The 25,591-nt window shown below is 68.6% G+C and carries 22 protein-coding genes (1 of these 22 only partly in view); 14 read left to right on the top strand and 8 right to left on the bottom strand.

The genetic code is table 11. From position 1 onward, the window contains the following. A protein-coding gene (tyrS, locus tag ACUZUJ_RS01690) for a tyrosine--tRNA ligase (protein ID WP_458220227.1) crosses the window boundary here: on the bottom strand, positions 1 to 894 show its 5' portion. 318 nt of this gene lie to the left of the window's left edge; only the first 894 of its 1,212 coding nucleotides appear in the window; the start codon lies at positions 892 to 894; its stop codon lies off the left edge, out of view. 167 nt (positions 895 to 1,061) lie between these two features. On the opposite strand from tyrS, the gene ACUZUJ_RS01685 reads away from it, so the two are divergent. Together ACUZUJ_RS01685 and ACUZUJ_RS01680 are read left to right on the top strand one after the other, a co-directional pair. After that, a complete protein-coding gene (locus ACUZUJ_RS01685; RefSeq protein WP_014035710.1) occupies positions 1,062 to 2,534 on the top strand; it encodes a M23 family metallopeptidase in 1,473 nt (490 codons plus the stop codon). 65 nt (positions 2,535 to 2,599) lie between these two features. Further along, entirely contained in the window at positions 2,600 to 3,727 is a 1,128-nt protein-coding gene (locus ACUZUJ_RS01680) for an anhydro-N-acetylmuramic acid kinase (protein ID WP_458220226.1), read from the top strand. Between the two features lie 70 nt (positions 3,728 to 3,797). Here the strand turns inward: ACUZUJ_RS01680 and ACUZUJ_RS01675 are convergent, their stop codons facing one another. The 3 genes from ACUZUJ_RS01675 to ACUZUJ_RS01665 form a co-directional block, all read right to left on the bottom strand. Next, positions 3,798 to 4,028 carry a hypothetical protein gene (locus tag ACUZUJ_RS01675; RefSeq protein WP_005420465.1) on the bottom strand — a complete coding sequence of 77 codons (231 nt, stop codon included), beginning with the start codon at positions 4,026 to 4,028 and terminating at the stop codon, positions 3,798 to 3,800. A gap of 78 nt (positions 4,029 to 4,106) precedes the next feature. After that, entirely contained in the window at positions 4,107 to 5,411 is a 1,305-nt protein-coding gene (locus ACUZUJ_RS01670) for an AmpG family muropeptide MFS transporter (RefSeq protein ID WP_014035708.1), read from the bottom strand. After that, positions 5,408 to 6,208, bottom strand: a complete 801-nt coding sequence (locus ACUZUJ_RS01665) for an exodeoxyribonuclease III (RefSeq protein ID WP_004153871.1) — start codon at positions 6,206 to 6,208, stop codon at positions 5,408 to 5,410. Before ACUZUJ_RS01665 ends, ACUZUJ_RS01670 begins: the two co-directional genes overlap by 4 nt. 162 nt (positions 6,209 to 6,370) lie before the next feature. On the opposite strand from ACUZUJ_RS01665, the gene pyrE reads away from it, so the two are divergent. From pyrE to ACUZUJ_RS01625, 8 genes are all read left to right on the top strand, one after another. Beyond that, positions 6,371 to 7,030 carry an orotate phosphoribosyltransferase gene (gene pyrE / locus ACUZUJ_RS01660; RefSeq protein ID WP_010486876.1) on the top strand — a complete coding sequence of 220 codons (660 nt, stop codon included), beginning with the start codon at positions 6,371 to 6,373 and terminating at the stop codon, positions 7,028 to 7,030. Positions 7,031 to 7,048: 18 nt separating this feature from the next. Continuing rightward, positions 7,049 to 7,714, top strand: a complete 666-nt coding sequence (locus ACUZUJ_RS01655; RefSeq protein ID WP_014035706.1) for a hypothetical protein — start codon at positions 7,049 to 7,051, stop codon at positions 7,712 to 7,714. A 174-nt stretch (positions 7,715 to 7,888) separates the two neighbouring features. Further along, entirely contained in the window at positions 7,889 to 7,981 is a 93-nt protein-coding gene (locus ACUZUJ_RS01650) for a potassium-transporting ATPase subunit F (RefSeq protein WP_458220225.1), read from the top strand. 12 nt (positions 7,982 to 7,993) lie between these two features. Next, a complete protein-coding gene (gene kdpA, locus ACUZUJ_RS01645; protein WP_458220224.1) occupies positions 7,994 to 9,703 on the top strand; it encodes a potassium-transporting ATPase subunit KdpA in 1,710 nt (569 codons plus the stop codon). Between the two features lie 10 nt (positions 9,704 to 9,713). Further along, a complete protein-coding gene (gene kdpB, locus ACUZUJ_RS01640) occupies positions 9,714 to 11,771 on the top strand; it encodes a potassium-transporting ATPase subunit KdpB (protein WP_101764781.1) in 2,058 nt (685 codons plus the stop codon). Then, entirely contained in the window at positions 11,768 to 12,418 is a 651-nt protein-coding gene (gene kdpC, locus ACUZUJ_RS01635; RefSeq protein ID WP_101764780.1) for a potassium-transporting ATPase subunit KdpC, read from the top strand. The genes kdpB and kdpC overlap by 4 nt, the downstream gene beginning before the upstream one ends. A gap of 51 nt (positions 12,419 to 12,469) precedes the next feature. Beyond that, on the top strand, positions 12,470 to 15,130 hold the full coding sequence (locus ACUZUJ_RS01630; protein ID WP_049443450.1) for an ATP-binding protein: 2,661 nt from the start codon (positions 12,470 to 12,472) through the stop codon (positions 15,128 to 15,130). Continuing rightward, positions 15,111 to 15,824, top strand: a complete 714-nt coding sequence (locus ACUZUJ_RS01625; RefSeq protein ID WP_049443449.1) for a response regulator transcription factor — start codon at positions 15,111 to 15,113, stop codon at positions 15,822 to 15,824. Before ACUZUJ_RS01630 ends, ACUZUJ_RS01625 begins: the two co-directional genes overlap by 20 nt. Before the next feature lie 313 nt (positions 15,825 to 16,137). Here ACUZUJ_RS01625 and ACUZUJ_RS01620 read toward each other — a convergent pair whose 3' ends face one another. From ACUZUJ_RS01620 to coaBC, 3 genes are read right to left on the bottom strand one after another with little or no spacing between them, the layout of a single operon-like run. Then, a complete protein-coding gene (locus ACUZUJ_RS01620; RefSeq protein WP_458220223.1) occupies positions 16,138 to 18,486 on the bottom strand; it encodes a phosphomannomutase/phosphoglucomutase in 2,349 nt (782 codons plus the stop codon). Positions 18,487 to 18,498: 12 nt separating this feature from the next. Then, positions 18,499 to 18,972: a dUTP diphosphatase gene (dut, locus tag ACUZUJ_RS01615; protein ID WP_014035700.1), complete on the bottom strand. Its 474-nt coding sequence runs from the start codon at positions 18,970 to 18,972 to the stop codon at positions 18,499 to 18,501. Further along, entirely contained in the window at positions 18,969 to 20,258 is a 1,290-nt protein-coding gene (gene coaBC / locus ACUZUJ_RS01610) for a bifunctional phosphopantothenoylcysteine decarboxylase/phosphopantothenate--cysteine ligase CoaBC (RefSeq protein WP_049443447.1), read from the bottom strand. Before coaBC ends, dut begins: the two co-directional genes overlap by 4 nt. Positions 20,259 to 20,457: 199 nt before the next feature. Between coaBC and ACUZUJ_RS01605 the strand changes: the two genes are divergently transcribed. The 4 genes from ACUZUJ_RS01605 to ACUZUJ_RS01590 all read left to right on the top strand — a co-directional run bounded on the left by ACUZUJ_RS01605 (position 20,458) and on the right by ACUZUJ_RS01590 (position 24,582). Then, positions 20,458 to 21,084 carry a response regulator gene (locus tag ACUZUJ_RS01605; protein ID WP_101764779.1) on the top strand — a complete coding sequence of 209 codons (627 nt, stop codon included), beginning with the start codon at positions 20,458 to 20,460 and terminating at the stop codon, positions 21,082 to 21,084. A 70-nt stretch (positions 21,085 to 21,154) separates the two neighbouring features. Further along, a complete protein-coding gene (radC, locus tag ACUZUJ_RS01600) occupies positions 21,155 to 21,859 on the top strand; it encodes a RadC family protein (protein WP_014035697.1) in 705 nt (234 codons plus the stop codon). 113 nt (positions 21,860 to 21,972) lie between these two features. Next, positions 21,973 to 23,661 (top strand): arginine--tRNA ligase, encoded by a 1,689-nt coding sequence (gene argS, locus ACUZUJ_RS01595; protein WP_014035696.1) that lies wholly within the window; start codon positions 21,973 to 21,975, stop codon positions 23,659 to 23,661. A 21-nt stretch (positions 23,662 to 23,682) separates the two neighbouring features. Continuing rightward, entirely contained in the window at positions 23,683 to 24,582 is a 900-nt protein-coding gene (locus ACUZUJ_RS01590; RefSeq protein WP_458220222.1) for an SPOR domain-containing protein, read from the top strand. A gap of 121 nt (positions 24,583 to 24,703) precedes the next feature. Here the strand turns inward: ACUZUJ_RS01590 and ACUZUJ_RS01585 are convergent, their stop codons facing one another. Then, positions 24,704 to 25,456 (bottom strand): SDR family NAD(P)-dependent oxidoreductase, encoded by a 753-nt coding sequence (locus ACUZUJ_RS01585; protein ID WP_458220221.1) that lies wholly within the window; start codon positions 25,454 to 25,456, stop codon positions 24,704 to 24,706. Positions 25,457 to 25,591 lie beyond the last annotated feature (135 nt).

Genomic DNA, 25,591 nt, shown 5'->3' with positions numbered 1-25,591 from the left:
CGCCAGTTCACGCGCCAGGCGCAGCTTGACCACGCGCGGGTTCAGGCCGCCATTGGCCACCTGCTCGCGCAGCTGCATGGCTTCGGCCTGGCTGATGTCGAAGGACAGCAGCTCGATCCAGCGCCACATCAGGGTGTCGTCCACCTTCATTGTCTTGGTGACGATGTCGATGGCCGGCTCGCTGATACCAATGTAGTTGCCCAGCGACTTGGACATCTTGTTGACGCCGTCCAGGCCCTCCAGCAGCGGCATGGTCAGCACCACCTGCGGCTTCTGGCCATGGTGCTCCTGCAGGCCACGGCCCATCAGCAGGTTGAACTTCTGGTCGGTACCGCCGAGCTCGACGTCGGCCTCCAGGGCCACCGAGTCGTAACCCTGCACCAGCGGGTACAGGAACTCGTGGATGGCGATGGACTGCTGGGCGGCATAACGCTTGGCGAAGTCGTCGCGCTCGAGCATGCGCGCCACGGTGTGCTGACCGGCCAGGCGGATCATGTCGGCCGCGCCCATCTTGCCGAACCACTCCGAGTTGAAGCGGACTTCGGTACGGCTGCGGTCCAGCACCTTGAACACCTGCTCCTCATAGGTACGGGCGTTGGCCAGCACGTCGTCGCGGCTGAGCGGCTTGCGGGTCAGGCTCTTGCCGGACGGGTCGCCGATCATGCCGGTGAAGTCGCCGATCAGGAAAATGACCTGGTGGCCGAGGTCCTGGAACTGGCGCATCTTGTTCAGCAGCACCGTATGGCCCAGGTGCAGGTCGGGCGCGGTGGGGTCGAAGCCGGCCTTGATCCGCAGCGGACGGCCTTCCTGCAGGCGCGCACGCAGATCCTCGAGCTTGAGGATCTCGTCGGCACCGCGGCCGATCAGGGCAAGGGCTTCTTCAATCGAGGACACGTGACTACTCCCGGCAACGCCGATTCTTGTGTGGGGTGTTAAAGCAAAGTTAACCCGATTGGCTTCACAAAAGCCAATGGGCACAAGGGTTTGACGCGGTTTTCTCAGGTGTCTATGGTAACCGGCGATCAGGCCCGCGCTCCCGGGCCGCCAGGAAAAAACCGCCGATGCACAATTCCGAACAAGGGCGCGCACGCAAGCAGCGCTTCCAGGAACGCCTCCACGTCCTGCACGACAACGCCCTGCATCGGAAGCTCAGGCAACACCTTCCCGCCGCCTTCAATGAGCGCTGGACGCGCCGCCATTGGATGCACGCCAGCCTGTTCGCGACCATCGGCGCCCTGGTGGCGACGATCGTCCCCGGTTTCTCGCACACCATCGATGCGCCTTACGCCGACAGCCACACCAGCCTGGCGCTGCCGTTGCCGCCGCTGACCATGGCCCGCCAGCAGCAGGTGCCTGGCGACAGCTGGCAGGTGCTGCGCGTGCAGCGTGGCCAGACTCTGAGCGACCTGTTCGACAAGGCCGGCATTCCGGCCACCACCCTGCACCGGGTACTGGACCATCCCGGCGCACGCGAGGCGCTGACCAAGCTGCGCCCCGGCGCCGAGATCGCCTTCGACATGCCGCTGTCCGGCGACCTGCGCAGCATCCGCTTCGACCGGGATGCCGACAACCGGGTGGAACTGAGCCTGGCCGGCGACGACATCAAGGAAAAGGTGACCAGGCGCGAGACCTCCACGCGCACCGTGGTCACCAGCGGCGAGATCACCAGTTCGCTGTATGCCGCGGCCCGACGGGCCGGGCTGTCGCCGTCGGCGATCGCGACGATGACCGACGACATCTTCAAGTACGACATCGACTTCTCCAAGGACCTGCAGCCGGGCGACCGCTTCAGCGTGGTGATGGATGAAACCTGGCGCGAAGGCGAGAAGGTGGACACCAGCAAGATCCTGGCGGCGACCTTCACCACCGGCGGCAAGACCTACTCCGGCTTCCGCTTCGATCGCAACGGCAAGTCCGAGTACTACGACATCAACGGCCGCTCGCTGAAGAAGAGCTTCATCCGCATGCCGATCCCGTTCGCGCGGCTGAGCTCGACCTTCGGCGCGCGCAAGCACCCGGTGCTTGGCAAGATGCGCATGCACAAGGGCGTGGACTACGCCGCGCGCACCGGTACCCCGATCATGGCCGCCGGCGACGCCCGCGTGCAGTTCGCCGGCGTGCAGAACGGCTACGGCAATGTGGTGATCCTCGACCATGGCCGCGGCCACACCACCCTGTACGGCCACATGTCGCGCTTTGCGAACATCAGGACCGGCCAGCGCGTGGCCCAGGGCACGGTGATCGGCTATGTCGGCTCGACCGGCCTGGCAACCGGCCCGCACCTGCACTACGAATTCCGCGTCAACGGCGAGCACCGCAACCCGCTGACCGTGACCATGCCGCCGCCGGAACCGCTGAAGGGTGCCGAGCTGGTCGCCTTCCGCGCGCAGACCGCGCCGGCCATGGCGCGCATCCAGGGCATGGAGAAGCTGATCTACGCCGATGCCAGCCCGGCACCTACCAGCCGCGACGAGGCCGCCCCCGAAGTGGCCAGCGCCAAGGACAAGCAGGCGACCGGCCGCAAGCGCGGCTGAGCCCCTGCGTTGACGAGGAAGGACGCGGCAGCCCAAGCTTGCCGCGTCCTTTTTTTATGCCTGCCATGAACACGACTGCCGACGCTGACGCCCCCCTGTACCTTGGCCTGATGTCGGGCACCAGCGCCGACGGCATCGACGCCGCGCTGGTGCAGTTCCCCGCCGGCGGTGGCTGCCGCTTCGTGCACGGCCTGACCGCCCGCTGGGAGCCGGTGCTGCGCGCGCGGCTGGTGGCGCTGGGCGAAGGTGGCCCGCTGGATTCGCTGGAGGAGCTGGGCGAGCTGGACGCGCGGATCGCGATCAACTTTGCCGGGGCCGCCAACCAGCTGCTGGCCGAGGCCGGCGTGGATCGCAGCCAGGTGCGCGCGATCGGCTCGCACGGCCAGACCGTGCGCCACCGCCCGCTGGCCAATCCCGCCTTCACCGTGCAGCTGGGCGACGGCAACCGCATCGCCGAACTGACCGGGATCACCACGGTGTCCGACTTCCGCCGCCGCGACGTGGCAGCCGGTGGCCATGGCGCGCCGCTGATGCCAGCCTTCCACCTGGGCATGCTGGGCACCGCCGATGAAGACCGCGCGGTGCTCAATCTGGGCGGCATCGCCAACCTGACCCTGATCCCGCGCGAAGGCGCGGTGCGGGGCTTGGATACCGGCCCGGCCAATGCGCTGATGGATGCCTGGTGCCAGCGCCACACCGGCCGCACCTTCGATGCCGATGGCGCGTATGCCGCCAGTGGCGCGGTGGACGAGGGGCTGTTGGCGGGCTGGCGTTCGGACCCGTGGTTCGCGCTGCCGCCGCCGAAGAGCACCGGGCGCGAGCAGTTCCACCTGGCTTGGGCCGAGGCACACATGGGGGAAGGCGAGTACGCCGCTGCCGATGTGCAGGCCACCCTGCTGGAGCTGACCGTGGCGACCGTGGCCGATGCACTGCTGGCGCAGCAGCCGCAGACCCGGCGCCTGCTGGTCTGTGGCGGCGGGGTGCGCAACCGGCAGCTGATGAAGCGACTGGCGGCGCGGCTGCCGGAGGTGCAGGTGGAGTCCAGCGCGGTGCATGGGCTGGACCCGGAGTACGTGGAGGCGATGGGCTTCGCCTGGCTGGCGCAGCGGACGATGGACGGGCTGGCGGGCAACCTGCCGAGCGTGACCGGGGCGAAGGGGCCGCGGATACTGGGTGCGATCCACCTGGCGTGAGGTGGTCATCCACGCATGGCGTGGATCTACCGGGAACGGCAGTCGAGCATGGCTCGACGCTACAAAGGCGCTAATCGAAGCCCTGCCCTGCGGGCAGGGCCTGCAGGGCGGCGATGGCGTCGGAGAGCGCGTCCACTTCGGGATCACCGAAGCCGGAGCGAACCTCCAGTTCACTGCTGAACAGGCCCTGCTCCAGCAAGGCGGCGCAGGTCTGTTCGTGGGTCCAGCCGCGGGCGACCGCGACTCGTCGGATACGTTCCAGCAGCAGCGGGTCCAGGTCCCGCAGCACAACGTCGGCCATGCTCACTTCCCCGTTCGCAAGGCACCGCCCCCTCGGCGCGTCGGGGGCGATGATCCCGCAGTCCGGGCGCGCAGGCAATCAGGCGACCGGCGGCGGCCCGCGGTCGGCGATCCGCGGCCACAGCCAGGCCAGCAGCAGCAGGGTCGGCACCACGGTGACCGAGCTGAGGATGAAGAACGTGCTGTAGGACGTGGCTTCGACGATGTAGCCGGAGACACCGCCGACGAACTTGCCGGGCAGGTTGGCCAGCGACACCAGCAGCGCGTACTGGGTGGCGGTGAAGTTGCGGTCGGTCAGCGACGACATGAAGGCGACCAGCACGGTGCCGGCAAAGCCCTGGAACAGGTTGTCGGCACTGAGTGCGGCATAGAACGCCCACAGCTTGCCCGGGTTGTGCGCCATCAGCAGGAAGGCCAGGTTGGACAGCGCTACGCCCAGTGCGGCCACCAGCAGCATGCGGCGGAAGCCGAATGCGGCCACCGCGATACCGCCCAGGAACGCACCGCCGATCCCCATCCACACGCCGAACAGCTTGGACACGGTGGCGATGTCAGCCTTGTCGAACCCCGAATCGAGATAGAACGGCCCGGCCATCACGCCGATCACCTGATCAGGGAACTTGAACAGGCCGACGAAGGCCAACAGCACCAGTGCCAGCGCCACGCCGTTGCGGCTGAAGAAACTGGAGATGGGTTGGATGAAGGCTTCGGCGATATCGATGCGGCGCTGCACGGCGGTGGCCGGGCGCTCCGGTTCGGCGCACAGCAGAGTGGTGACGATCGGCAGCAGCATCAGTGCCGCCATCGCCAGGTAGGCGACGATCCAGCCTTCGAACTGGGCCAGGTAGAGCGCGCCTGCACCGGCCAGGATCAGGCCGATCCGGTAGCCCAGCGTATAGGTGGCCGCCAGCGCCGCCTGGGCGGCCTGCGGTGCGATCTCGATGCGATAGGCATCGACGGCGGAGTCCTGGGTGGCGCCGGCGAACGACGCCACCAGCACCCACATCACCAGCGGCCAGACACCCTGTTCGGGCCGCACGAAGGCCAGTGCGACCAGGCCGACCAGTACCAGGGCCTGCGACACCAGCAGCCACGAACGGCGGCGGCCGAGCCCGCCCAGCAGCGGGAAGGCATAGCGGTCCAGCAGCGGTGCCCACAGGAACTTGAGCAGGTAGAAGAAGCTGGCCAGGCTGATCAGACCGATGCTGCCCAGGTCCAGGCCGACGTCGCGCAGGCGCGTGGACAGCGTCTGCGAAGCGATCAGCAGGAACGGCAGGCCACTGCCGAAGCCAAGCATGGCCATGGTCAGCGCCGACGGGGTACCGAAGGCGCGCTTGATTCCGGCCCAGCCCTTGTAGCTGACCGGCGTGGCAGCCTCGGTCACAGGTCGTAGTCCACGATGAACGGGGCGTGGTCGGAGAAGCGCTCGTCGCGGTAGATCGAGCAGCTGCGCAGTCGGTCACGCAGGCCCGGGGTGATGAACTGGTAGTCGATGCGCCAACCGACATTGTTGGCGCGGGCTGCGCCGCGGTTGCTCCACCAGGTGTAGTCCTCGCCGGTGGGGTTGAGCAGGCGGTAGGCATCGGCCCAGCCACGGCCGGCGCCGACATCGGTGGCCTGGCCATGGTCGGCGCACAGGGCGTTGAGCCAGTCGCGCTCTTCCGGCAGGCAGCCGGAGTTCTTCTGGTTGGACTTCCAGTTCTTGATGTCCAGCGCCGAACGCACGATGTTCCAGTCGCCGCACAGCACGTAGTCGCGGCCGCTGCGCGCCCACTCCTCGAGGATCGGCCGCAGCCATTCCATCACTTCGAACTTGAAGCCCTGGCGCAGGTCGCCCGAGCTGCCCGACGGGATATAGAAGGAGACCACGCTGAGGTTGCCGTAGCGCGCCTCGATGTAGCGGCCTTCGTCGTCGAACGGGGCCCAGCCCAGCGAGGTGATGACCTGGTCCGGCTCGCGCTTGCTGTAGATCGCCACGCCGCTGTAGCCCTTCTTGGTGATGGCGTCGCGGTAGAAGCAGTGGTGGCCGTCCGGACGGAACATCGGGTCGGTCAGCTGGTCTTCCTGGGCCTTGGTTTCCTGGATGCACAGGACGTCGGCGTCCTGGGCACGGAACCAGTCGAGGAAGCCCTTGGTCGCGGCGGAACGGATGCCATTGGCGTTGAAACTGATGATGCGCATGCGGGGGACCTGCGGCGGGAAACCGGGCAAGCATACCGGTTGCCCGCAGGGCTGCGCAGTCCGCCGGGGCGGGCCCGGACGCCTTTCACATGGCGCTGGACGAGCGCGAAACGCCCAGCTGGATTAGGATTTGTGCTCCAAATGAAGATGAATCGAGTTTTGATGAGCGACCACCGCCACCGTTTCCTGCAGCTGGCCCTGACCGCCGACGCCCTGCGCTTCGGCCAGTTCACCCTCAAGTCCGGCCGCCTGAGCCCCTATTTCTTCAACGCCGGTCGTTTCGACTCCGGTTCGCTGCTGTCGCAGCTCGGCGCGTGCTACGCCGATGCCATCGATGCCACCGGGATCAAGTACGACGTGGTGTTCGGCCCGGCCTACAAGGGCATTCCGCTGGCGACCGCGATGGCCTGCGAGCTGGCCCAGCGTGGCCGCGACCTGCCGCTGTCGTTCAACCGCAAGGAAGCCAAGGACCATGGCGAGGGCGGCCAGCTGATCGGCGCCGACATGAACGGCAAGCGCGTGCTGATCGTCGATGACGTGATCACTGCCGGTACTGCGATCCGCGAAGCGCTGGGCATCATCCGCGCCGCCGGCGGCACCCCGGCCGGCATCGTGGTGGCCCTGGATCGCCAGGAGATCGCCTCGGAAACCGACCGCCGTTCGGCGGCGCAGTCGGTGGCCGAAGAGGCCGGCATTCCGGTGATCGCCGTGGCATCGCTGGCCGATCTGCTTGATTTTGCCTCCGGCAATCCGGAACTTGTCGGTTACCGGCAGCCGCTGGAAGCCTACCGGGCCCAGTACGGCGTCCGTTCGATCCGCTGACCGACCAGGGGAAAGGTCATGTCCCGAGTTCCTGCTGTTCTCTTTGCCGGCCTGCTGCTGGCCGTGCCGTTCACCGTGCCGGCGCAGTCGCGCGACGGCGGCAAGGTGGAAAAGAAGCTGTACTGCTGGAACGAGGGCAAGGAGCGGATCTGCAGTGATTCGCTGCCGGCCGATGCGGTCAATCATGCCCGCGAGGAATTCAACGCGAAGAGTGGCCTGCGCAATGCGCAGGTCCAGCGCGCGTTGACCGACGAGGAGCGCGCCGCGGCCAGCACCGTGGCGCAGCAGCAGCAGCTGGACCTGATGGCCGAGCAGACCCGCCAGCGTACCGAGCAGGCGATGCTGTCCACCTATGGCAGCGAGGACGACCTGCGCCGGGTGTTCGCCGAACGCCAGGAAGTGCTGGACAACAACCTGAAGACCGCCGAGTACAACGTCACCAGCCTGCGCGAATCGCTGGTGGCGCTGCTGTCGGCGGCCGGTGACCGTGAACTGGCCGGTGGCAAGGTGGCCGACAAGCAGGCCGAGGCGATCCGCCAGCGGCACGTGCAGCTGCAGGCGCAACAGCGACTGCAGGCCGGGTTCCTGCAGCAGCAGCAGGCGCTGAAGGCCGAGATCGACAGCACCCTGCAGCGCTATCGCGAGCTGAAGGGCGTGGCGCAGGCGGCGGTCCCGGCGGGCTGACCCCGCTTCCGTCGCCGGGCATGGCCCGGCGCTACCCGGGGCCTGGTTACGGGTTGGCCCACGGAATTTATGCACTCTTTACGCGTCGGCCCGGTCCGGCGCGTAGTGCGTTTATGGGCGGCAGGACGACGATGACGGCCTGAGGTGGAGGGGTTCCACCAGGACGCTATTGCAATGTCCCCCTGGCTGTCGTTGTTGTGTGGCGTGCTGGTGCTGGTCGCCGCCGCCTATCTTCTTTATGTCGTGCTGCGGCCCGAGTTGTTCTGAGCGGAGCCGGCCATGACTGAGATGCTTGTGATTATTGCCGCCAGCCTCCTGCTGGCGTGGCCGCTGGGCCTGTACCTGGCCCGCGTGATGCGTGGCACGCCGATGAAGGTCGACGTGCTGTTCCACTGGATCGAGAAGCCGCTGTACAGGGTGTTCGGCGTCGATCCGTCGCGCTCGATGTCCTGGCGCGGCTACGTGCTGGCCTTCGTGCTGAGCAACGTGGTGGTCGCTGTGTTGACCCAGGCGGTGTTCATGACCCAGGCCTGGTTGCCGCTGAATCCGGACCAGATCCCGAACATGCGCTGGGACACCGCGCTGCACACGATGATCTCGTTCCTGACCAATACCAACCAGCAGCACTATTCGGGCCAGGCGCAGCTGTCCTCCCTCTCGCAGATGACCGGCATCACCGGCCTGCAGGTGGTGACGCCGATGATGGGCCTGGCGCTGGCGGTGGCGACGCTGCGCGCGTTGTTCTCGCGTGCGCCGCAGGCTACGGCGGCCACCGGTAGCGGCGATGACCGCCAGGTGGCGGTGGGCAACTACTACGTGGACGTGGTGCGCCTGTGCGTGCGCTTCCTGCTGCCGCTGTGCCTGGTATGGACCCTGTTGCTGACCAGCCAGGGCGTGCCGTCGACGATGGCCGGTGGCCCTCAGGCCACGCCGATCGACGCCAGCGCCGGCATGGCCGAACAGAAGCTGCCGCTGGGCCCGGTGGCGGCGATGGTCGCGGCCAAGCAGCTGGGTGCCAACGGTGGCGGCTGGTACGGCCCGAACAGCAGCTTCCCGCTGGAGAACCCGACCCCGCTGTCGAACGCGCTGGAAATCGTTGGCATCCTGCTGGTGCCGATGGCGGTGATCTTCATGATCGGCGCGTTCACCGGCCGGCGTCGTTTCGGCGCCCTGGTGTTCAGCTGCATGCTGGGCATGTCGCTGCTGTCCACCGGCGCGATGATGTGGAGCGAAGGGCATAGCGCCAGCGCCGCCACCCCGCTGCTGATGGAAGGCAAGGAAGTGCGCTTCGGCGCCGACGGCACGGCGCTGTGGGCGGCGGTGACCACCCAGGTCTCCAACGGCTCGGTGAACGGCATGCACGATTCGCTGGCGCCGCTGAGCGGTGGCATCGCGATGGTCAACATGCTGGTCAGCGCGATCTGGGGCGGCATCGGCTGTGGCCTGCAGCAGTTCATCGTCTATCTGCTGCTGGGTGTATTCCTGGCCGGGTTGATGACCGGGCGCACGCCGGAACTGTTCGGCCGCAAGCTGGAGACGCCACAGGTGCGCCTGCTGGCCCTGCTGGTGCTGCTGCAGCCGATCACCCTGCTGGTGTTCACTGCGATCACCCTGGCCGTGCCCGGCCTGGCCGGCACCTCCAACCCCGGCTTCCATGGCATCAGCCAGGTGTTCTACGAGTATGTTTCGGCCTACGCCAACAACGGTTCGGGCTTCGAAGGGCTGGGTGACGCCACGCTGTGGTGGAACCTGAGCTGCTCGCTGGTACTGCTGCTGGGCCGTTTCCCGCTGCTGATCATTCCGCTGGTGGTGGCCGCACAGCTGGCTGCCAAGCGCCAGGCCCCGGAGTCTGCCGGCAGCCTGCAGATCGAAACCCCGACCTTCGCCCTGACCCTGGTCTCGGTGATCGTCATCCTGACCGTGCTGCAGTTCATGCCGGCGCTGGTGCTCGGCCCGATCGCCGACCACCTGAGCCTGGGACTGCACTAAGGACACCCTGATGAGTACCCAAGCAAGTTCAACCCGTAGTACCCATGCAGCGCGCCCTGCCCTGCTGGATGGCGCCGGCCTGCGCCGTGCGCTGGTCGAAGCGGTGCGCAAGCTGTCGCCGATGCATCTGGTGCGCAGCCCGGTGATGGCGGTGGTGATGGCCGGCACGATCGTCGCCGCGATCGTCACCCTGACCGGCAATGCGCCGCTGGGCTTCGGCCTGGCAGTGACCGCGATCCTGCTGGTGACCGTGCTGTTCGGCAACTTCGCCGAGGCGGTGGCCGAAGCGCGTGGCCGTGGCCAGGCCGCCTCGCTGCGCCGTGCCCGCCAGGACCTGGTGGCACGCCGGCTGGCGGCGCCGCAGCCAGGCGCGGCAGAAGCCCAGGTGCCGGCCGCCGAGCTGCGCCCGGGGGACCATGTGATCGTCAGTGCCGGTGAGCTGGTGCCGGCCGATGGCGAGATCGTGCAGGGCCTGGCCACCATCAACGAAGCGGCGGTGACCGGCGAATCGGCACCGGTGCTGCGCGAGGCCGGTACCGACCGTTCCGGCGTGATCGGCGGCACCAAGGTGCTGTCCGACCAGATCATCGTGCGGGTGACCGCCGAGCCGGGCCACAGCTTCCTGGACCGGATGATCGCGCTGGTGGAGGGTGCCAACCGCCAGAAGACCCCCAACGAGATCGCGCTGACCCTGCTGCTGGCGGCGATGACGCTGACCTTCCTGGTGGTGGTGGCCACGTTGCCGGCCATTGGTGCCGCGGTCGGCGTCAAGGTCGATCCACTGCTGCTGATCGCGCTGCTGGTGTGCCTGATCCCGACCACCATCGGCGGCCTGCTGCCGGCGATTGGTATTGCCGGCATGAACCGTGCGCTGGCCGCCAACGTGCTGGCCAAGTCGGGCAAGGCGGTGGAAGTGGCCGGCGACGTCGACGTGCTGCTGCTGGACAAGACCGGCACCATCACCTACGGCGACCGCCAGGCCAGCCACTTCCATCCGCTGGCCGGCATCGACGCCAGCCAGCTGCGCGAGGCCGCACTGCTCTCTTCGCTGGCCGACCCGACCCCGGAAGGCAAGTCGATCGTGCGCCTGGCGCGCGAACAGGGCTGCGCCACCGCCGAGCCGGACCATGCCGACTACCTGGCCTTCAGTGCGCAGACCCGCATGTCTGGCGTCGATCTGGAACATGGCCGGCAGATCCGCAAGGGCGCCGCCGATGCGATCCGTGCCCACGTCCAGGCGCTGGGCGGCAACGTGCCGGCGGAACTGGCCGGTCGCGTCGAGCAGGTCGCGCGCAATGGTGCCACCCCGCTGGTGGTGGCCGAGGGCCGCCATGTGCTGGGCGTGATCGAGCTGTCGGACGTGGTCAAGCACGGCATGCGCGAGAAGTTCGCACAGCTGCGGGCGATGGGTATCCGCACGGTGATGATCACCGGCGACAACCCGCTGACCGCCGCCGCCATCGCGGCCGAAGCCGGCGTTGATGACTACATCGCCGAGGCTCGCCCCGAAGACAAGCTGGCACGCATCCGCCAGGAGCAGGCCGGCGGCCGCCTGGTGGCGATGGTCGGCGACGGCACCAACGACGCCCCTGCGCTGGCGCAGGCCGACATCGGCCTGGCGATGAACTCCGGCACGCAGGCGGCGAAGGAGGCCGGCAACATGGTCGACCTCGATTCGGACCCGGCCAAGCTGCTGGCGGTGGTGGAAGTGGGCAAGCAGCAGCTGATCACCCGCGGCGCGCTGACCACCTTCTCGCTGGCCAACGACGTCTCCAAGTACTTCGCGATCCTGCCGGCGCTGTTCGCCGCTGCCGTTCCGACCATGGCCGCACTGAACGTGATGCAGCTGTCGAGCCCGCGCAACGCGGTGCTTGCAGCGCTGATCTTCAACGCCCTGGTGATTCCCGCCCTGATCCCGCTCGCCCTGCGTGGCGTGCGCTTCCGCCCGGCCACCGCCACCGCGCTGCTGCGCCGGAACATGCTGGCGTACGGCCTCGGCGGCGTTCTGCTGCCGTTCGCGGCAATCAAGCTGATCGACCTCCTTCTTGTCCTGGTATTCGGCGCATGAACCGTTCTGTGTCCACCTCATCTTCCCTTCCGCGCGACGCCAAGGCCGAGGCCCGCGTGGCCAGCCTGCAGGATGGCGCCAGCTGGCGCCCGGCGATCGGCCTGGGCCTGGCTACCCTGCTGCTGGCCGGCGCGGTCTACGCCGGCATCGCCACCGGCTTTGCCGGCCTGGCCTACCCGACCCAGGCCGAAGGCAGCCTGCTGCGCGATGACAGTGGCCAGGTGCGCGGCTCGGCATGGCTGTCGCAGCCGTTCACCGGTGACGGCTACTTCCAGGCACGACCGTCGGCCGCCAACTACGACCCGATGGCCGCGGCCGGTTCCAACCTGGCGCGCAGCAACCCGGCGCTGGCCGAACGTGTTGCCGCCAGCACGGCTGCAGTGGCCGCGCGCGAAGGTGTCGCTCCGGCGCAGGTGCCTGCGGACCTGGTCACGCAGTCCGCCGGTGGACTGGATCCGCAGCTGTCGCCGGCGGCGGCGCAGCTGCAGGTGGCACGCGTGGCGCGTGCCCGCGGCCTGCCGGTGGAGCGCGTGCAGGCCTTGGTGCAGGCGAATACCGAAGGGCGCCAATGGGGCCTGTTCGGCCAGCCGCGGGTGAACGTGGTGACGCTGAACTTCGCGCTGGACCATGCGGCCAAGGCGCCGTGATGCCGGCCTGCATCGGCTGCGCGCACAATGGCGGCCATGACAGCGGCCCCCATGACTGATGCACGAACCCGCCAGGCCGACGCCCTGGTCGAAGGCCTGCAACGCGAAGCCGGCGGCAAGCTGACCGTGTTCCTTGGCGCGGCGCCGGGCGTTGGCAAGACCTACACCATGCTGACCCGCGCGCAGGAACAGCTGCGCCGCGGCGTTGACCTGGTGGTCGGGCTGGTGGAAACCCATGGCCGTGCCGATACCCAGGCGCTGCTGGAGGGCCTGCCGCAGCTGTCGTTGAAGGAAGTGGCCTACCACGGCCACACCCTGCAGGAGATGGACCTGGATGCCGTGCTGGCACGGCATCCGGCGCTGGTGCTGGTGGATGAACTGGCCCATCGCAATGCGCCCGGCAGCCGTCATGAGCGGCGCTGGCAGGATGTGATGGAGCTGCTGGACGCCGGCATCGACGTCTGGACCACGGTCAACATCCAGCATCTGGAAAGCCTCAACGACGTGGTGATGCGGATCACCGGCGTGCGCGTCAGCGAGACCGTGCCGGACGGTGTGCTCGACCGCCTGCACGACATCGTGCTGGTCGACCTGCCGCCGCGCGAACTGATCGCGCGCCTGCAGCAGGGCAAGGTCTATGTGCCGGAACAGGCCGCACAGGCCCTGCAGGCGTTCTTCTCGCCGGCCAACCTGACCGCGCTGCGCGAACTGGCGATGCAGGAAGCCGCCGACCGCGTCGACAGCAGCCTGCGCGAGACCCGCGCCGCGCGTGGCGAAGGCAATCTGCCGTTGCGTCGCGGCGTGCTGGTGGCGATCGATGGCGGCGGTCAGAGCGAATACCTGGTGCGCGTGGCGCGTCGCATCGCCGAGCGCCGCGACGCACCGTGGACGGTAGTGACCGTTCAGGGCCGCCGTCAGGATGACGCGACCCGGCGCGAGATCGATGCCGCGTTCGCACTGGCACGGCGGCTGGGCGGCGACGCCGAACTGCTGCACGGATCGAGCATCGCCGATGCTCTGCTCGACCACGCCGCACACAACGGCGTGTCGACCCTGGTACTGGGCCGGACCCGTGAACGGCCGCTGGCGCGGATGTTCAACCGCACCCTGACCCAGCAGCTGATCCAGCGCGGCGCGCATTACGAGATCACCATCATCAGCACGCCGCAGGCACGTGCGCGCTCGCGCCGCGAGGGCCTGCTGCCGCCGGTGCGCGGCATCAGCTACGAACCGGCGCAGGCACTGATCGCTACCGCGCTGGCCTGTGCGGTGGCCTGGCTGGCCGAACGCTGGGTGGGCATGGCCGACCTGTCGATGGTGTTCATCGTCGCGGTGGTGCTGGTGGCTGCGCGCACGCGCGCCAGCGTGGCGGTGATGGCGGCGATCCTGTGTTTCCTCGCCTACAACTTCCTGTTCATCGCACCCCGCTTCACCTTCGCCATCGGTGCACGCCAGGGCGTGATCACCGTGTTCCTGTTCCTGGCCGCTGCACTGGTGGCCGGGCGCCTGGCCTCGCGCCTGCGCATGCAGGTGATTGCGCTGCGTGCGGCCAACCGCCATGCACGTGCGCGCCAGCAGCTGGGCCGTCAGCTGGCCAGTGCCGCTGGCAATGGCGAGGTGGCACAGGCGGGTCGACATGCGCTGGAACAGGCGATGGACGTGCCGGCGTGGCTGCGGATCGGCGCGGATACCGCAACCGGTGGCCGCAGCCAGCCCGGTGACACCGACCTGGCCGCCGCCGATTGGGCGCTGCGCCACGGCCAGCCCAGTGGCCGCTTCACCGACACCCTGGCCGGTGCGCAGTGGTGGTTCCTGCCACTGCTGGATGGCGAAGACCGCGCGATCGGCGTGGCCGGCCTGTACCTGCCCGGCGCACAGGCGCGCCTGCTGCCCGAACAGCGGCAGCTGGCCGAAGCAATGGTCGACGACATCGCCCAGGCCGCGCTGCGCACGCGGCTGGTGGCCGAACTGGAGCAGGCGCACGTCAGCAACGAGACCGAGCGACTGCGCTCGGCGCTGCTCTCCTCGGTGTCGCACGACCTGCGCTCGCCACTGGCGGCGATGATCGGTTCGGCCGACAGCCTGGCCAGCTACGGTGCGGCGATGGACACGGCTGATCGCCGCGCCCTGCTGGACACCATACTGGTCGAGGGCGAACGGCTGGACCGCTACATCCAGAACCTGCTGGACATGACCCGCCTCGGCCATGAAGGGCTGAAGATCAACCGCGACTGGATCGGCGTGGACGAGCTGATCGGCTCGGCCGCGCGGCGTCTGCAGCGCTACCAGCCCAAGGTGCGGCTGGAACTGGACATTCCGTCCACGCTGGCGCCGATCTGGGTACACCCGGCACTGGTCGAACAGGCCGTGTTCAACGTGATGGAGAACGCGGCCAAGTTCTCACCGCCCGACGCCGCCGTGCAGGTACAGGCGCGCGAACTGGACGGCCAGCTGCGCATCGACGTGATCGATGCCGGCCCCGGCATTCCCGACGACGAGCGTGCGCGCATCTTCGACATGTTCTACAGCGTCGAGCGTGGCGACCGCGGCCGCCACGGCACGGGCCTGGGCCTGACCATCTGCCAGGGCATGATCGGCGCGCATGGCGGCAGCGTGCAGGCGCTGCCTGGACGCGACGGTCGCGGTACCCTGATCCGCATCACCCTGCCCCTGCTCAAGCCAGCCTCCCACGATGAGCCCGACCCCGATTGACGCCAGCGTGCCGGCCGCGCGCGTGCTGGTGATCGATGATGAAACCCAGATCCGCCGGTTCCTGGACATCAGCCTGCGCGCGCAGGGCTACCAGGTGCGGCAGGCGGCGACCGGCCAGGAAGGCCTGGAACTGGCCGCCAGCGAAGACATGGACCTGGTGATCCTGGATATCGGCCTGCCGGATATGGAAGGCCACGAGGTGCTGGAACAGCTGCGGCAGTGGAGCCAGGTACCGGTGATCATGCTGACCGTGCGTGCGGGCGAAGCCGAGAAGGTGCGCGCACTGGATACCGGCGCCAACGACTACGTGACCAAGCCGTTCGGCACGCAGGAGCTGATGGCGCGCGTGCGGGCGCTGCTGCGCACGCGCAGCGTGCCGACCGATGGCACACCGCCGGTGTTCGACGATGGCCACCTGCACGTGGACCTGGTGCGTCGCGAAGTCGCCCTCGAGGGTGAACCGGTGGCGTTGACCCGCAAGGAATACGCGTTGCTGTCGCTGCTGCTGCGCAATGCCGGGCGGGTGGTGACCCAGCCGCAGATCCTGCAGGAGATCTGGGGGCCGACCCATCAGCACGACACCCACTACCTGCGCATACTGGTCGGCAAGCTGCGGCACAAGCTGGGTGATTCAGCGCTGGATTCGCGCTACCTGTTCACCGAGCCGGGCGTGGGACTGCGGTTCAAGGGGTGAGGGTGTGCCGACCCACGGTCGGCACCCACCATGCGTGGATGAATATCCATCGAAGAGCATCCACGCATGGCGTGGATCTACTGTGTCGACCAAGGTCGACACCTACCAACAGCACCAGGAAACTGTCAGACGTGGGGCGGTGTCGGAGTGCGGGGTGTCAGCCGCATGGATGCGGCTGCCAAGCCTACAGGGACGTACTTGCGGCGTCCCCGCACTCCGACACCGCCCCACCATCCCGCGGATAGCCCGCTTTTGATGTTGATGTTGCTGTTGCCGTTGCTTCGGCGGGTGCCGGGCGCAGCCCGGCCCCACCTCAGAACCCCAGCGGGGTGTCGCCCAGCACCGGCTGCAGCTGGCTGCGGAACAAGGCCTTGATGCGCTCCAGTGCGGCCTCGTCGTTGCCTTCGAACCGCAGCACCAGCACCGGTGTGGTGTTGGAGGCGCGTACCAGGCCCCAGCCATCGGCGAAGTCCACGCGCAGGCCATCGATGGTCGACAGGCGGCCCCCCACATACGGGTTGTCCGGCGACTGCGCCGCCGCCACCAGCATCGCCACCAGCGCATGCGGCGTCCCGTCGGCCACCGGCACCTTCAGCTCTGGCGTGGCGACCATCTCCGGCAGTTCGCCCAGCACTTCGTCCGGGGTTTCCTCGCGCTGGGCCAGGATCTCCAGCAGGCGCGCAGCGGCGTACAGGCCGTCGTCGAAACCGAACCAGCGTTCCTTGAAGAAGAAGTGGCCGCTCATCTCACCGGCCAGCTCGGCATCGGTCTCGCGCATCTTCGCCTTCATCAGCGAATGCCCGGTCTTCCACATCAGCGGGCTGCCGCCATTGCGCAGCACGTGGTCGGACAGCTTGCCGGTGCACTTCACGTCGTAGATCACCATCGCGCCCGGATTGCGCATCAGCACATCGGCAGCGAACAGCATCAGCAGGCGATCGGCGTAGATGATCTTGCCTTCGCCGGTGACCACGCCCAGCCGGTCGCCGTCGCCATCGAAGGCCACGCCGAGGTCGGCGCCGAAGCGCTTGACCGTCTGCACGAGGTCTTCCAGGTTGGCCGGCTCGCTCGGGTCGGGATGATGATTCGGGAAGGTGCCGTCGACGTCGCAGTACAGCGGGATGACGTCGGCGCCGATCGCTTCCAGCAGCTGCGGCGCCAGTGCGCCGGCCACGCCATTGCCGGCATCGGCCACGACCTTCAGCGGGCGGTCCAGCTGCACGTCATCGCCGATGCGCTGGATGTAGTCGGCACTGACATCGCGCTGCTGGTAGTCACCTGGCTCGGCGGCCTGCACCAGGCGGCCCTCGACGATGCGCTGGTAGAGATCGGTGATGGCATCGCCGGACAGCGTCTCGCCGCCGATGACCACCTTGAAGCCGTTGTACTCGGGTGGGTTGTGGCTGCCGGTGACCGCCACGCAGGTACCGGTACGCAGGTGGAAGGCGGCGTAGTACACGAGCGGGGTCGGCGCCAGGCCGATGTCGATCACCGCGCAGCCGGCACGGCGCAGGCCCTCGGCCAGTCCGGCCGCCAGCTCGGGTCCGGACAGGCGGCCATCGCGACCAATCACCACCTCGCGCAGGCCCTGCTCCAACGCCACGGTGCCGATGGCCTGGCCGATCAGCGCCGCGGTCTTCGGTGTCAGTTCGCTGCCCACCACGCCGCGGATGTCGTAGGCGCGGAAGATACCGGCAGCCAGTTCTTCGGCCGGCACCGGGGGCGGTGGCGGCGGCGTGGCATCACCACTGCTGGCTACGGCGGCCACCGGTGGCGGCGCCTGCTGCAGGCTCTCGCTCAGGGTCGGGCCATGGTCGGCCTCGGACGCGGCGGCGCGGCGCGGCAACGGCAGCGACTTCGGCAAGCGGCCGCGACCGACCACCAGCAACACGGCAATGAACGCCAGCAGCAACGCCACAATGGCGCTGGCCAGTGCGCCCAGGCCGAGCGGACCGGCTTCGACATTCGGTACCGACGCGACCAGCCGCAGCGGCGTGCCTGCAACCGGGCGCGCCAGGGCTTCCGCACTTTCGGCCAGGCCCGCGTCGCCCTGGGTGACCAGATCGAACCCACCCTGGCGCAGGCCAAGGAAGCCGGCGGACGGCGCGCGCACCTGGTCCAGCGGCGAGGTCAGCCGCAGCAGCGGTTGGCGGACATAGACGACGGCCGGCCCCAGGCTGCCCAGCTGCACCGGCGCGGCCAGGCCCAGGCGGTTGCCGCCGCCGTCGCGGACCACGCGCAGGCTTGGCCGGGCCTCGGCCAGCGCGGCTTCCAGCAGCGCCAGGCGGGAATACCCGAAGGTGGCCGGATCGGCATAGGCGTTGGTCAGATCGGCCGCCAGCACCTCGACCTGCTCGACCCCGGTCCAGCTCTCGCGCACGGCCAGCGCCGCCGCAGCGGCATCGCCGGCCTGCAGCGCCTGCTGCACGCGATCATTCTTCAACTGCTGCTGCAGCTGCTGCAGCTGGCCCGCAGCGGCCTGCTGCAGGCCCTGCACGGCCTGGTCACGCGCCTCTTCCAGCGCCTGCCCGTTGGCCTCCTGCCGCCATTGCTGCACCGCGCTCCATCCGAACCAGCCGGCCAACAGGATCAACAACACCCCCAGTAGAGGTGCACTGCGACCCAACGACCGTCCCCGCTGTCCTTCCCCGATGCCGCTCATCGATGTCCCCTGTCAACGCACCCCGGTATGGCCGAATCCACCCGCGCCCCGCACGCTGTCGGTGAAAGTATCCACCACCTGCAGGCTCACGCGGGCGATCGGAACCACCACCAGCTGCGCGATGCGATCGCCCGGCTCGATGGTGAAGGCTTCGCGGCCACGGTTCCAGACGCTGATCAGCAGCGGCCCCTGGTAGTCGGCATCGATCAGGCCGGTGCCGTTGCCCAGCACGATGCCATGCCGATGGCCCAGCCCGGAGCGCGGCAGGATCACCGCGCACAGGTTCGGGTCGGCAATGTGGATGGCCAGGCCGCTGGGCACCAGCGCGGTGTCGCCCGGCTGCAGGGTCAGCGCGGTATCCAGCGCCGCGCGCAGGTCCATGCCAGCGCTGGCCTCGGTGGCGTACGCCGGCAGCGGCCAGCTGTCGCCGAAGCGCGGATCGAGCAGCTTGACCTGCAGCGGGTGGGAAGTGGATGCCTGGGTCATGCCTGGAGTCTCCGCGCGATCAGCGCCAGCAGTTGTTCGGCCAGCTCGCGCTTGGAGGTGGCCGGGAATACCTGTTCACCGTCCTGCCAGAAGGCAGTGGCGGCATTGTTGTCGCTCTCGAAACCACCGCCACTGATGCCGACCTGGTTGGCGATCACCAGGTCCAGGCGCTTGTCGACCAGCTTGCCGCGTGCGTACTTCTCCACGTCGTGGGTCTCGGCGGCGAAGCCGACCACCAGCTTCAGCGACTGCGTCTGTGCGGCGACTTCGGCAAGGATGTCCGGGGTACGCACCAGCTCGATCACCAGCGACTGGCTGTCGGCGGTCTTCTTCAGCTTCTGCGCGGCGACCTGGCGCGGCGTGTAGTCGGACACCGCTGCGGCACCGATATAGATGTCGGCAGGCAGCGATTTCAGCACGGCATCGCGCATCTGCGCGGCCGAGCGCACGTCGATGCGCTGCACGCCCGGCGGCGTCGGCAGCTGTACCGGGCCGCTGACCAGCACCACCTGCGCCCCCAGCGTGGCGGCGGCAGCGGCCAGGGCGAAGCCCATCTTGCCGCTGCTGCGGTTGCCGACGTAGCGCACCGGATCAATGTCTTCGTAGGTCGGTCCGGCACTGATCAGCAGGCGCAGCCCCTGCAGGGCACGGGTTTCCGGCGCGGCAACCGTCGCAGCGGCGCCGCCATTGGCCACCAGCGCGGCCACGATATCGCCGGGTTCGGCCAGTCGGCCGGGACCGGATTCACCCTCGGCCAGCGGGCCATCGACCGGGCCGATCACCTGCGCGCCACGCTGGCGCAGCAGGGCGATGTTGGCCTGGGTGGCCGGATGCAGCCACATGCGGTGGTTCATCGCCGGGCAGATCGTCAGCGGTGCGGTACTGGCCAGGCACAGCGTGCTGACCAGGTCATCGGCATGGCCCTGGGCCAGCCGGGCCAACAGATCGGCCGTTCCCGGCGCGACCACGATGCGGTCGGCCCAGCGGGCCAGCTCGATGTGGCCCATGGCCTGTTCGGCCGCGCTGTCCCACAGCGTGGTGCGGGTCGGCTGCCCGGACAGGGCCTGGAAGCTGAGGGGGGTGACGAACTGCTGGGCGCCGGCGGTCATCGCCACCTGCACCTGGGCGCCCGCGTCGCGCAGGCGTCGCACCAGTTCCAGGGCCTTGTAGGCCGCGATCCCGCCTCCGACGCACAACAGCAGTTTCTGGCCTTCCAGCGCGCGGCTGGGCGCGGGGGAAGCGTTGGGGGAGTCAGCCACCTGGAATTCCTGTGCAAACGAGGGCATTAGCTTACCCGATGGTCGGTAATGTCCCGGTGCACAACGCACATAGCGGGCGGCTATCAGCAGATGGGACTTGCACCACGGCGCTTCCGGGGTTCAAGTCACTGCGATTCGGAACTTTCCTATACCTGTAGGCCGATCACGTTTGCAGAATCGTCAGTGGCCACCGCAGGTGTGCCGCTTCGCTTTTCGAGGATTCCGCGTGCACCCGCGCATCATCATCGCCGACGACCATCCCGTCGTCCTGCACGGCATCCGCATCGTGCTGCAGACCCACCTGATGGAGGTCGTCGGCAGCGCGCGCGACGGCTCCCAGCTGCTGCAGCTGGTCGAGCACCACGGTTGCGACGCGGTACTGACCGACCTCTCCATGCCGGGCACCGGCCCGGATGGCCCGGAACTGATCGCTGAACTGCGCGCACGCCACCCGGGCATGCCCGTAGTGGTGCTTACCGGCGCCCGCCATCCCGGCCTGCTCGATGGCCTGCTGCGCGAGGGAGTCAGCGGTCTGGTCGACAAGTGCGCCGATTTCGGCGAGCTGCCGCAGGCCTTGAACGCGGCCATGGCCGGGCAGGTGTTCGTCTCGCAGCAGCTGCGCCACCACCTGCAGGCGCGCGACCTGATGTTCGCGCGTGAACCGGCGGCGCTGTCGGCCCGCGAGCAGGAAGTGCTGGACCTGTTGGCCGCCGGGCTGAAGGTGAACGCCATCGCCGTCCACTGCGGCCGCAGCCCGAAGACAATCAGCCGGCAGAAGGCCGAGGCCAAGCGCAAGCTGGGCCTGCAGAACAACCAGGAGCTGTTCGCTTATCTGCAGTCACGGCGCGACTGAGGCAACAGCCTACCCCGCCGCGCGCCCTGCCCTGATGGGACGCACTACCCGCGCTGGCGATGATGCAGGCATGCCCATCCATGACTGGCCCGAACAGGAACGTCCCCGCGAGAAGCTGATCGCACGCGGCCCCGCCACGCTGTCCGACGCAGAGCTGCTGGCGCTGTTCCTCGGCTCGGGTTTCGGTGGACGCGACGCGGTGCAGACCGCGCGCGACCTGCTGCAGGCGCATGGTCCCCTGCGCGTGCTGCTGGACCGCCCGGCCCGCGAGCTGGCCCGGTTGCCGGGGCTGGGCCCGGCGCGAAGCTGTGCACTGGCCGCCGGGCTGGAGCTGGCCCATCGCTACCTGGCCGCCGAACTGCAGCAGGGCGAGGCAGTCGGCAACAACCCGGCCGCGGTCGGCCGCTACCTGCAGCACCGCCTGCGCGGCCAGGCCCGCGAGATCTTCATGGCGCTGTTCCTGGACAACCGCCACCGCCTGATCGCCTGCGAGGAGCTGTTCCAGGGCACCATCAATGCCGCCCCGGTCTATCCCCGCGAGGTGGTGCGGCGGGCCCTGCTGCACAATGCGGCAGCGGTGATCCTCAGCCACAATCACCCTTCCGGCGACCCTGAGCCCTCCGGCGCCGACACCCGCATCACCGATGAACTGCAGCAGGCGCTGGCCCTGGTGGACGTGCGCCTGCTGGACCACTTCGTGGTCGGCGAGGGCCGTCCCGTTTCGTTTGCTGAACGGGGCCTGCTGTCCCCGCCCCAGCCGCGCCTGTTCGGCTGAACAGCCTTGGCCAAGGGCGGGCGGGCGCCCCCGCAGGCATGTTCTGGTCAGCGTGGGCGCGGGTATCTGCGCTAAAATGGGCGATTCCGCCGCTCATTCTCACAGCAGGCCTCGTGAAAAATCTCCTCCGCGCCCTGATCAGCCAAGGCATCGAAGCCTTGCGCGCCAATGGCACCCTGCCCGCCGACTCCCTGCCGCCGGACTTCGTGGTCGAGCGCCCGAAGACCCGTGACCACGGCGACTTCGCCACCAACGCCGCGATGCTGCTGGCCAAGGCCGCGCGCAGCAATCCGCGCGCACTGGCGCAGGCGCTGGTCGAGGCGCTGCCGCGCAGCGAGGACGTCAGCAAGGTCGAGATCGCCGGCCCCGGCTTCATCAACTTCCATCTGGCCCCGGCCGCGTACCAGCGCGAAACCGCCTCGGTCATCAAGGAAGCCCACGACTACGGCCGCAACCTGTCCGGCAATGGCCGCACGGTGGGCGTGGAATACGTGTCGGCCAACCCGACCGGCCCGCTGCATGTCGGCCATGGCCGCGCGGCGGCGATCGGCGACTGCGTGGCCCGCGTGCTCGATGCCAACGGCTGGAACGCCAAGCGCGAGTTCTACTACAACGACGCCGGCGTGCAGATCGAGAACCTGGCGCTGTCCACCCAGGCGCGGATCAAGGGCATCGCACCCGACCAGGACGGCTGGCCGGAAGGCGGCTACCGCGGTGAATACATCGCCGATGTCGCCCGCGCCTACATGGCCGGCGCCAGCGTCGATCTTGAAGGCAGCATCGTGGTCGGCGCCAAGGACCCGGACGACATGCAGGCGATCCGCCGTTTCGCGGTGGCTTACCTGCGCAACGAGCAGAACCTGGACCTGGCTGCGTTCGGTGTCGACTTCGACATCTACTTCCTGGAAAGCTCGCTGTACGCCGACGGCAAGGTCGCCGAAGCGGTGGCCAAGCTGCAGGCGTCCGGCCACACCTATGAGGAAGGCGGCGCGCTGTGGCTGCGCAGCACCGACTTCGGTGACGACAAGGACCGCGTGATGCGCAAGTCCGACGGCACCTTCACCTACTTCGTGCCGGACGTGGCCTACCACCTGTCCAAGTGGCAGCGCGGCTACGAGCGCGCGATCACCGAACTGGGCGCCGACCACCATGGCTCGCTGGCGCGCGTGCGCGCCGGCCTGCAGGCGATGGAAGTGGGCATCCCGCAGGGCTGGCCGGAATACGTGCTGCACCAGATGGTCACGGTCATGCGCGGCGGCGAGGAAGTGAAGCTGTCCAAGCGTGCTGGCAGTTACTTCACCCTGCGCGACCTGATCGAAGAAGCCGGCCGCGATGCGACCCGCTGGTTCCTGATCGCGCGCAAGCCCGATTCGCAGCTGACCTTCGACATCGACCTGGCCCGCCAGCAGAGCAACGACAATCCGGTGTTCTACGTGCAGTACGCGCACGCCCGTGTCTGCAGCCTGCTGCGCCAGGCGCAGGAAAAGGGCCTGGTGTACGAGCAGGGCAATGGCCTGGCCAATCTGGGCCGCCTGGCCGACGATGCCTCGCTGGTGTTGATGAACGAGATCTCGCGGTATCCGGAAGTGGTGGAAGCGGCCGGCGTGGCGCTGGAGCCGCACCTGGTGGCGCAGTACCTGCGTGAATTGGCGCATGCCTTCCACACGTGGTATCACGGGACGCCGGTGCTGGTGGACGACGCTACCGATCGCAACGCCAAGCTGACCCTGGCCTGCGCGGCGCGCCAGGTGCTGGCCAACGGCCTCGAACTCCTGGGCGTGAGCGCCCCGGAAAAAATGTAAGCATCAGGAGACGCAGTACACATGGCAGCACGACGCGGCAAAACCCAGGCACGACGCAACAGCAGCAGCCAGGGCACACCCGGATGGGTGTGGCTGGTGGCCGGTGTGGCGATCGCCGCTGTGGTGTTCCTGGCGGCGCCGAACCTGTTCAAGGGCGAAGGCGATGGCTTCCTGCGCGCCGGTCCGCAGCCGAACCCGAACGCGCAGCCGGCCCCGGTCGCTGATGCCGACAGTGATGTCGGCAGCCAGCCGGCCGCGCAGCCGGCCACGCCGAAGCCGGCCGAACCGGAGAAGCCCGCCGCGACGCAGTACGACTTCTACACCCTGCTGCCGGGCAAGGAAGTGGAAATGTCCGACGCCGAACTGGCCGCCAGCGCGCGCGCCGAGGACCAGCGCCGGGCCAAGGCCGAAGCATCGCGCGCGCAGGCCGCGCTGGAGGGCAAGCCGGTACCGCCGGCGAGCACGGCCACGCCGGTACCGACCGCAACGGCCAGCGTTGCCAGCACCGCACCGGTGACCGCAACCAACCGTCCGCTGCCGGCACCGCTGAGCGAACGCCCGGCCACGGCAACCCCGCCGGCCAGCACCGCACCGGCGTCGACCAGCACGGCGGCCGCCACCCCGGCGGCGCGTGCGGAAACCGCGCCCACCGCGCCGGCGACCACGGCCGCACCGGTGGCCGCCGACAACGCGCGTTACATCCTGCAGGCAGGTGCCTTCGGTGCGTCCGGCGATGCCGAAGCCACCAAGGCCAAGCTGGCCATGATGGGCCTGGCGGCACGCGTGGAGTCGGCGCAGATCAACGGCAAGACCGTGTATCGCGTGCGCATGGGGCCGTACGGCAGCGCCGGCGAACTGTCTGAAGCGAAGCAGAAGCTGGATGGTACCGGCCTGCAGGCGATGGCGATCAAGGCGCAGTGAGTCTGTCGATGTGAATGAAAAAGCCGGGCATTGCCCGGCTTTTTTTTGTCTGTGTAGAGCCGAGCCTATGCTCGGCTTCTGTTGAAAGCAGTCGAGCATGGCTCGACGCTACAAACGGCCATCAGCCCTCTCGGGCGACCTGGAATCCGGCGAACGACTGGCTGACCGGCATCAGCTCCAGGCGATTGATGTTCAGGTGCGGCGGCAGCGTGGCCACCCAGAAGATCTGTTCGGCGATGTCTTCGGCGGTCATCGGATTGGCGCCGGTATAGAGCTTGTCCGACGCAGCCTGGTCGCCATGGGTACGCACCACGGTGAACTCGGTCTCGGCCATCCCCGGCTCGATCGTGGTCACGCGCACGCCGGTGCCGTGCAGGTCCGAGCGCAGGCCCAGCGAGAACTGGCTGACGAAGGCCTTGGTGCCACCATATGCGTTGCCGCCCGGGTACGGGTAGACGCCGGCCACCGACGAGATGTTGATGATCGCGCCCTTGCGCTCCACCAGCTGCGGCAGCAGGCGATGGGTCAGGGTCACCAGCGCGGTGATGTTGGTGTTGATCATCGTGGTCCAGTCCGACAGCTTGGCGCTCTGCGCCGGCGCGGTGCCCTGTGCGAGGCCAGCGTTGTTGACCAGCAGATCGATCTCGCCGAAGGCCGGCGGCAGCGCCAGCAGGGCCGCTTCCATCGCGATCGGATCGCGGATGTCGAAGGCGGCCGCATGCACCACGTCCTTGCCGTAGCGCTCGACCAGCGGCTGCAGGCGTTCGCCGCGGCGGCCGGTGGCGATCACCTTCCAGCCGGCCTGGGCGAAGCGGTGAACGGCGGCGGCGCCGAAGCCGGACGTGGCGCCGGTAATCAGGACAGTGCGGGTCATCAGGCAACTCCAGGGGAAAACCAGACCCCCATTCTGGCACCGTCGGTTGGCCTCTGTGTTGCCGGATCGGCCAGATCCGGGGTCAGATCCCCCTGCTCCGCAAAGGGACCTGACCCCAGCTGCGGGGTGACCGGT

Source organism: Stenotrophomonas sp. S4 (assembly GCF_054187805.2).
Note: the sequence above shows the minus strand (reverse complement) of the source record. Positions and strands in the feature narration are given on the sequence as shown.

Coding starts and splice junctions, on each gene's coding strand:
- ACUZUJ_RS01685 (WP_014035710.1), top strand. CDS start 1,062: ATGCACAATTCCGAACAAGGGCGCGCACGCAAGCAGCGCTTCCAGGAA.
- ACUZUJ_RS01680 (WP_458220226.1), top strand. CDS start 2,600: ATGAACACGACTGCCGACGCTGACGCCCCCCTGTACCTTGGCCTGATG.
- ACUZUJ_RS01675 (WP_005420465.1), bottom strand. CDS start 4,028: ATGGCCGACGTTGTGCTGCGGGACCTGGACCCGCTGCTGCTGGAACGT.
- ACUZUJ_RS01665 (WP_004153871.1), bottom strand. CDS start 6,208: ATGCGCATCATCAGTTTCAACGCCAATGGCATCCGTTCCGCCGCGACC.
- pyrE (WP_010486876.1), top strand. CDS start 6,371: ATGAGCGACCACCGCCACCGTTTCCTGCAGCTGGCCCTGACCGCCGAC.
- ACUZUJ_RS01655 (WP_014035706.1), top strand. CDS start 7,049: ATGTCCCGAGTTCCTGCTGTTCTCTTTGCCGGCCTGCTGCTGGCCGTG.
- ACUZUJ_RS01650 (WP_458220225.1), top strand. CDS start 7,889: ATGTCCCCCTGGCTGTCGTTGTTGTGTGGCGTGCTGGTGCTGGTCGCC.
- kdpA (WP_458220224.1), top strand. CDS start 7,994: ATGACTGAGATGCTTGTGATTATTGCCGCCAGCCTCCTGCTGGCGTGG.
- kdpB (WP_101764781.1), top strand. CDS start 9,714: ATGAGTACCCAAGCAAGTTCAACCCGTAGTACCCATGCAGCGCGCCCT.
- kdpC (WP_101764780.1), top strand. CDS start 11,768: ATGAACCGTTCTGTGTCCACCTCATCTTCCCTTCCGCGCGACGCCAAG.
- ACUZUJ_RS01630 (WP_049443450.1), top strand. CDS start 12,470: ATGACTGATGCACGAACCCGCCAGGCCGACGCCCTGGTCGAAGGCCTG.
- ACUZUJ_RS01625 (WP_049443449.1), top strand. CDS start 15,111: ATGAGCCCGACCCCGATTGACGCCAGCGTGCCGGCCGCGCGCGTGCTG.
- ACUZUJ_RS01620 (WP_458220223.1), bottom strand. CDS start 18,486: ATGAGCGGCATCGGGGAAGGACAGCGGGGACGGTCGTTGGGTCGCAGT.
- dut (WP_014035700.1), bottom strand. CDS start 18,972: ATGACCCAGGCATCCACTTCCCACCCGCTGCAGGTCAAGCTGCTCGAT.
- coaBC (WP_049443447.1), bottom strand. CDS start 20,258: ATGCCCTCGTTTGCACAGGAATTCCAGGTGGCTGACTCCCCCAACGCT.
- radC (WP_014035697.1), top strand. CDS start 21,155: ATGCCCATCCATGACTGGCCCGAACAGGAACGTCCCCGCGAGAAGCTG.
- ACUZUJ_RS01590 (WP_458220222.1), top strand. CDS start 23,683: ATGGCAGCACGACGCGGCAAAACCCAGGCACGACGCAACAGCAGCAGC.
- ACUZUJ_RS01585 (WP_458220221.1), bottom strand. CDS start 25,456: ATGACCCGCACTGTCCTGATTACCGGCGCCACGTCCGGCTTCGGCGCC.